The sequence below is a fragment of the Loktanella fryxellensis genome, assembly GCF_900110065.1.
Taxonomy (GTDB): domain Bacteria; phylum Pseudomonadota; class Alphaproteobacteria; order Rhodobacterales; family Rhodobacteraceae; genus Loktanella; species Loktanella fryxellensis.
In genome coordinates this window covers 1-5,735 of record NZ_FOCI01000053.1, presented here as the reverse complement: position 1 = coordinate 5,735, position 5,735 = coordinate 1, and the positions used below count along the sequence as shown (strand labels likewise).

The 5,735-nt window shown below is 64.1% G+C and carries 5 protein-coding genes and 2 pseudogenes; 1 reads left to right on the top strand and 6 read right to left on the bottom strand.

Going from position 1 to position 5,735, the window contains the following annotated elements; translation table 11 throughout:
- Positions 1-264, top strand: a pseudogene (locus BMX16_RS16980) (IS5/IS1182 family transposase); the annotation flags it as partial.
- Positions 265-1,069: 805 nt separating this feature from the next.
- On the opposite strand, the gene BMX16_RS16975 reads toward BMX16_RS16980, so the two are convergent.
- The 6 genes and pseudogenes from BMX16_RS16975 to BMX16_RS16955 all read right to left on the bottom strand — a co-directional run.
- The gene (locus BMX16_RS16975) at positions 1,070-2,119 is read right to left on the bottom strand and encodes a TerC/Alx family metal homeostasis membrane protein (protein WP_089905947.1); all 1,050 of its coding nucleotides are present in this window, start codon (positions 2,117-2,119) and stop codon (positions 1,070-1,072) included.
- Between the two features lie 424 nt (positions 2,120-2,543).
- Positions 2,544-2,684 carry a hypothetical protein gene (locus BMX16_RS17715; RefSeq protein ID WP_177174725.1) on the bottom strand — a complete coding sequence of 47 codons (141 nt, stop codon included), beginning with the start codon at positions 2,682-2,684 and terminating at the stop codon, positions 2,544-2,546.
- Positions 2,685-2,749: 65 nt separating this feature from the next.
- On the bottom strand, positions 2,750-4,009 hold the full coding sequence (locus BMX16_RS16970; RefSeq protein ID WP_089905945.1) for an RNA polymerase sigma factor: 1,260 nt from the start codon (positions 4,007-4,009) through the stop codon (positions 2,750-2,752).
- A gap of 3 nt (positions 4,010-4,012) precedes the next feature.
- On the bottom strand, positions 4,013-4,297 hold the full coding sequence (locus BMX16_RS16965) for a YciI family protein (RefSeq protein WP_245731741.1): 285 nt from the start codon (positions 4,295-4,297) through the stop codon (positions 4,013-4,015).
- A 56-nt stretch (positions 4,298-4,353) separates the two neighbouring features.
- Positions 4,354-4,746: an MAPEG family protein gene (locus tag BMX16_RS16960; protein ID WP_089905943.1), complete on the bottom strand. Its 393-nt coding sequence runs from the start codon at positions 4,744-4,746 to the stop codon at positions 4,354-4,356.
- A 602-nt stretch (positions 4,747-5,348) separates the two neighbouring features.
- Positions 5,349-5,681: pseudogene (locus tag BMX16_RS16955) on the bottom strand (IS5/IS1182 family transposase); the annotation flags it as partial.
- Between the last annotated feature and the right edge of the window lie 54 nt (positions 5,682-5,735).

Below are 5,735 nucleotides of genomic sequence, written 5' to 3'. Positions count from 1 at the left end.
CCATGGGAACCAACCACCGCCGGTGCCATAGCCAGGAATGATGCGCTCCGCGCATCGAAGTGTCTGGGTCGGGCGCTCTGGCGGAACTGGAGCGGATACCACCGCCGGAGCCGCGTCGAGACAAAGATGCATTGTGTAAAGCTGCTGGGCCAGCGGCTGATGGCTCGGGACTTCGACCGCCAGGTCGCGGAGGTCCAGGTGCGCATCGCTATCCTGAATGGCTACACCGCCCTTGGCATCCCCGTCACAAAGGCAGTGGCATAAATCCGTCTGGGGTAAGGGGAAAACCGTCCGTCAGCTGATTTGCGCAACAGAGTCCATATCCACTCTCCAGTTCAATGGTCACGATCTTATCTTCGTGTCCACACAACCGGCAGCAGCTCAAAGCGGCCCCTCTAAACGAAGTGCAACCGAAACAAGGCGCTCTTTCGACGCTGAAAGGGATGGCGATGCAGGATTGCACGCAACAACCGACGCCCTAAGGTCTCTCGCCCAGCTCACGCACTTACCGCGATGTCGATCATCTCGTTATGAAACTAAAACCGGGAATCATCCGTCCTCGACATGACGCATGCTGTTCCGTGCACGTGCCGTGCCACTTCTTTTTATATCCGAATCTGCGTTTGCAGGGAACGTCTCATCCCTTGAATGCTCGACGCGAACAAAAGAGGTCGGCTTGCAGCTGGTACCAACCTTTATCGGCTCATGGCACGGATTGCGAATCCGTGTCGACCGGCCCTTGTCCGGTACCAGCCTTCATATTGCCATTGATGTTCCATCTGCTGGTGGATCATCACGGCATGTCACCTGGTGCCAGTGTCCGGGTCTCTGCCTGTGAAGCTCACAAACAATTGGCCTCTGCGCAGCCCGTCCACACGATCGCCGGGGGCCCTTCGCATATCGACCGATCATCGGTGTCGCGATGTGATCACCGCTGCGCACGGTCGCAGCGTCCTCGCCGCCGGCCCAAGCCACCTCCGCCACATGATCACGTCAAAGGCCGCGCCGGTCGAACGCTATACTCCCGCCGGCAGGTGTGACCGGCCCCGAGGGGCCAGTCGTTCCGGGCTCACGCGCTCTTGTTGTCCATGCCCAACAGCTTGCGGGCATCGCTGCGGCTCTTCAGCAGGCTCAGCACCGTCGTCACGACGAGGATGCCGACGATCACCGTAAGCGAGAATGGCGTCTCGATATGTGGCAGGCCCTCGATCGGTTGCCCGCCGTTGAGGAAGGGCAACGTGTTCGCCTCCATCGCGTGGATGATCAGCTTGCCCCCGATGAAGGCGAGGATCAGCGACAGCCCGATGCCCAGATAGACGAGCAGGTCGAGTAGCCCTCCCAGCAGGAAGTAGAGCTGCAGCAGACCCAAGAGCGCGAACGCATTGGCCGCGAAGACGATGTAGGGTGCATCCGTCAGGCCATAGATCGCCGGGATGGAGTCGAGCGCGAAGAGCAGATCCGTCATGCCGAGGGCGAGGATGACGATGAACATCGGCGTGAAGTACCGCTTGCCGTTCTCGATCACCGTCAGCGCATTGCCCCGGAAGTCCGGCACGGTCGGCAGGTGGCGCTGGACGTAAAGGATGATGGCGTTCGGCTCATAGGCCTCTTCCGTCGACTTGACGGTCGACAGGCTTTCCTTGGCCAACTTGTAGGCTGTGAAGATCAGGAACAGGCCGAAGATGTAGAACACCCAGGCGAAACGTTCGATCGCGGCAGCACCCAGCGCGATGAAGATGCCGCGCATGGCCAGCGCCATGACGATACCGATAAGAAGGGCCTTCTGCTGATAGGCGCGCGGCACCGCGAATGACCGCATGATGATGACGAACACGAACAGGTTGTCCACCGACAGGCTCTTCTCTGTGATGAAGCCCGCGAAATACTCGATCCCGTGCTGGCGGTCCCACAAATACCAGACGCCGACCCCGAACAGGAGCGCGAGCGAAATGTAGAAGATCGACCAGAGCCCCGCCTCGCGGAAGGTGGGTTCGTGCGGTTTGCGCACATGGGTGAAAAAGTCGAAGATAAAGAGCCCGAGTATACCGGCGATCGTCGCCAGCCAGACCCAGGTCGTCACCGGGTCAGCTGCCAACCCGGTTATGGCCGTCTCTTCCATGTCTCGCTCCTGATTGTTCTGTCATTCACGGCGTTCCGGCGCACGACGGACCCGACGTCCCATGTTGCTTTTGCCGACCCATGCCGGCATCCCGGTGCCGGTACAACGGGCACAGGAGCAAGGCTAGGTCCGACGGATCATCTTTGCGCGGCGTCACCGCGACGCCTTGCGTGACCGCATCGCAGCACCGTTGGTGCAGGTCAAGGGCGACGGACGACAGGCAATGCACGTTCCATGACGTGCCCCCTGATCGTCCCCCGTTTGCCACGGGCGTCCCTTGGCTGTCCGCGTTGTTCGGGGCTGGTCCGGCAACGCTGCCGGGTCCGTTCCCGTCACGTCGTTCTGGCCGCCTGACGCATCCGTACCGCGGTCCGGTTGCCCGCCGAACGCGTTGAGATCTCTCATCACCGGGGTATGCACCGCGTCAATCGTCTCGGCAGACATCCGCCGGGCGCGTTGCCGTGCGGACCGTCACCACACCCTGCTTGCCGAACTCTCCGATGCGGCCGACCGGATCGCCGGTGTCGGTCGGCGGCGCGGCGACGGACCCAGCCGCCCACATCATGCGATGTCCCGACCCTGCGGACCTGTCGGTGACCGTCGCGCTGATCGTGTCCTTCGACCGTTTTGCTACTCACCGGTGGACGACGTCACCTGTGCATCGAGCTCCTGCAATCGGCGGCCCAGGAACGACGCGTCCGCCGCTGTCGGGGCCAAGGCGATGGCCCGCGCGAATGCGCACCGGGCCGCCCCGTGATCGCCGGTCCGCATCAGCAGAAAGGCACGCGCGGCGTGCCAGGGTTGATAGTCCGACAGATCCCCGGTCAGGGCTTCGATCATGCCCAGCCCTTCGCGCGGATGACCTGCCTCTGCCACGGCGACGGCGAGGTTCAACCGGATGACGGGTGTCGGCTCATGCTGCAGAAGCATGTGGTACAGCATGGCGATCTGCGGCCAGTCGGGGCCGCCGTCGGCCATCTGGCAATCGGCGATGGCGACCTTGATCTGATACGGTCCGGGTTTCCGTCTGGCCATCGCGCGCGCCAACACGGCCCGACCGTCGGCGATCTGCGTCCGGTTCCACAGGCTGCGGTCCTGCAGGCCCGGTGGCAGCGTCGCGCCATCGGTGCCGGTGCGTGCATCGCGACGCGCAGCCGTCAGCAGCATCATCGCAAGGGCGCCCTCGATCTCGGCATCGTCCGGGCGCAACCGGTCGATCAGGCGGATCAGATACTCCGCCTCTCGGCACAGGTCCCGGCCGTCGGTCGTGCCAGCGACATAGCCAGTGGTGAAGATCAGATAGATGGTCGTCAGCACCGCATCGACGCGCGCCGGCCACTGTTCGGCGTCCGGCACCGCAAAGGGGATGCCCGCGGCGGCGATCTTGGCCTTGGCGCGGCTCAACCGCTGCCCCATCGTCGGTTCGGCATCGAGGAAGGCGCGTGCGATGTCCGGCGTGGAGAGGCCGCACACGCTGCGCAGGGTCAATGCGACGCGCGATTTCAGCTCCAGCGCCGGATGGCAGCAGGCAAAGATCAGGCGCAGGCGTTCGTCCGGGATCACGTCGGGCTCCGGTGCGGCCTCTTCTGCCGCGAGGATGGCGATGGCCTGCGCCCGCTGGCCATCGCGTTTGGTGCTGCGCAAACGGTCGATGGCCTTGCGCCGCGCCACCTGCAACAGCCAGCCCTGCGGGGAACGCGGCAGTCCCGACCGCCCCCAGTGCGTCAGCGCCGAGATCGCGGCCTCCTGCAGCACCTCCTCCGCCAGCGACAGGTTGCGCAGGCTGGCGGTCAGGGCCGCCAGCAGCCGCCCCCGGTCCCACCGCATCACGTGGTCGAGGGCTTGTGCGACCGCGATCGCACTGGCCGGTCCGGGGGCGGTGCCTTGCATGGCTCAGCCCTGCGGGTTGTAGTCCATCAGCGGCCGCACCTCGATGGTGCCGAAGGCTGCCGACGGGATCAGGGCCGCATAGGTCAGCGCCGCATCCAGATCGGGCGCGTCGATGACGTAGTAGCCCCCCAGATGTTCGCGCGTCTCGGCGAACGGGCCGTCCATGGTTTCCACCTTGCCGGACTTGATGCGCAGGGACGTCGCCGTCTCGATACCTTGCAGGCCCTCGCCGGACAGCAGGACGCCATCGGCCTTCATCCGTTCGTTGGCGGCGAAATACTGGCCCATCATCGCGTCGAAGGCGGGCGTGCCATAGGCAGGTTCCAGTGCGGGGTCGTTATAGATCAGAAGCCGAGGACGTGGATCGCGATGCAGATCATGGTGTTGACGGCGGCCAGCAGGTTGGTGCCGTTGCCCACGTAGCGCAGGGGATGGCCCGCATTGCCCGCCACCAGACCGAAGGGGTGGGCGATGCGCCCGATCAGCAGCAGCACGCCAGAGGCATGCAGCCACACGGGCGGCGTGCCCATGCCTTCGGCCAGGATCATCAGGATCAGCACGAAGGCCGACCATTCGGCACAGTTGCCGTGCTGCCGGATGCGCCGCAGCAATTCCGTATTGCCGCCATCGCCGAACGAGATGTTGTTGGCCCCGCGGACCGCGGACACGCGGAACCACAGCGCAAGGTAGATCGCCGAAACCGGCAAGGCGTAGATGGGTGTCACGTCGAAGATCATGGTTGTCCCTCATGTTCAGTGTTTCGATGACCCAAGGACGATTGATGATTGCAGTTTTCGACATCGGTGTGAAAAAAAGTTGACCTGGTATGCTTTATGGCAAATGCCGTCCCCTGCGGTCACCGCCAGGATCTTGGATCCCTGTAACCATTTCGCTTTGGTTCCATGATGTTGTGTGTGATGGACAGCAGCACAGGGCCGTCGCCGCGCACATCCTGACCGGCGACGCGCAAGCGTCGTTGTGCAAAACTACGGCATGACGTCGATCGACGAACACATCAGCCGGGCACCGCAGCCCGATGCCCGTCCCTGTCTCGCCGGCGGTGTTGCAACTGCTGCGGGTCGCCCCTGCGTCACTCGATCGTCCGACCCGCGCAGACCTAGAATGACGACACTCGTGCGCCCGGCACGTCGGGACGGTGCAGGCTGGCAGTCGAGCGGCCCGCAAAGCGGACTTGGCGCACTTTCCGGCCCACAGCGGCAGCACGCAGCCGATCCGGCCCGGCGCCCACGCAACCGTCACGCCATGTGCCGTGCGCACGGGAGGAGGCATTGTTGCAGAAAGGCTGCCTGAGGCGTGACTGCCCCTTCTCCCTTCAGGTTCAGGCAACGCAGACGATCTCGGCTGTTCCGAGCGCGTTGAAGCGGTTCATCCGGGCGACGCGGATGTGGATTTCGGCGGTCTGGTGGTCGGGGTCCCTTGCAGCGATGCGCTCGCCAAAGGACTTGTGGCAGCGCATCTTGGCTTCGGCGCGGCTGCGGGCGTGGCATCCGGTCCACCGCTTCCAGAATGCCCGACCATAGTGACGTGTGGCGCGCAGGGTTTCATTGCGCGCCCGGGCGGCTGGGCAGTCTTCCTTCCATGGCCGACCGTTCTTGCGGATCGGGATGATCGCAGTGCCACCGTGTGCGATGATGGCGCTATGGCAGCGGCGGGGTGAAGGGCGTCTCGGAATTGATCCAGTGGATCAATTCAGCCCTGAACGGGC

Bases quoted from the DNA above. Each gene is read 5' to 3' on its own strand.
- BMX16_RS16975 (WP_089905947.1), bottom strand. From the start codon at position 2,119: ATGGAAGAGACGGCCATAACCGGGTTGGCAGCTGACCCGGTGACGACC.
- BMX16_RS17715 (WP_177174725.1), bottom strand. From the start codon at position 2,684: ATGATGTGGGCGGCTGGGTCCGTCGCCGCGCCGCCGACCGACACCGGC.
- BMX16_RS16960 (WP_089905943.1), bottom strand. From the start codon at position 4,746: ATGATCTTCGACGTGACACCCATCTACGCCTTGCCGGTTTCGGCGATC.
- BMX16_RS16970 (WP_089905945.1), bottom strand. From the start codon at position 4,009: ATGCAAGGCACCGCCCCCGGACCGGCCAGTGCGATCGCGGTCGCACAA.
- BMX16_RS16965 (WP_245731741.1), bottom strand. From the start codon at position 4,297: ATGGGCCAGTATTTCGCCGCCAACGAACGGATGAAGGCCGATGGCGTC.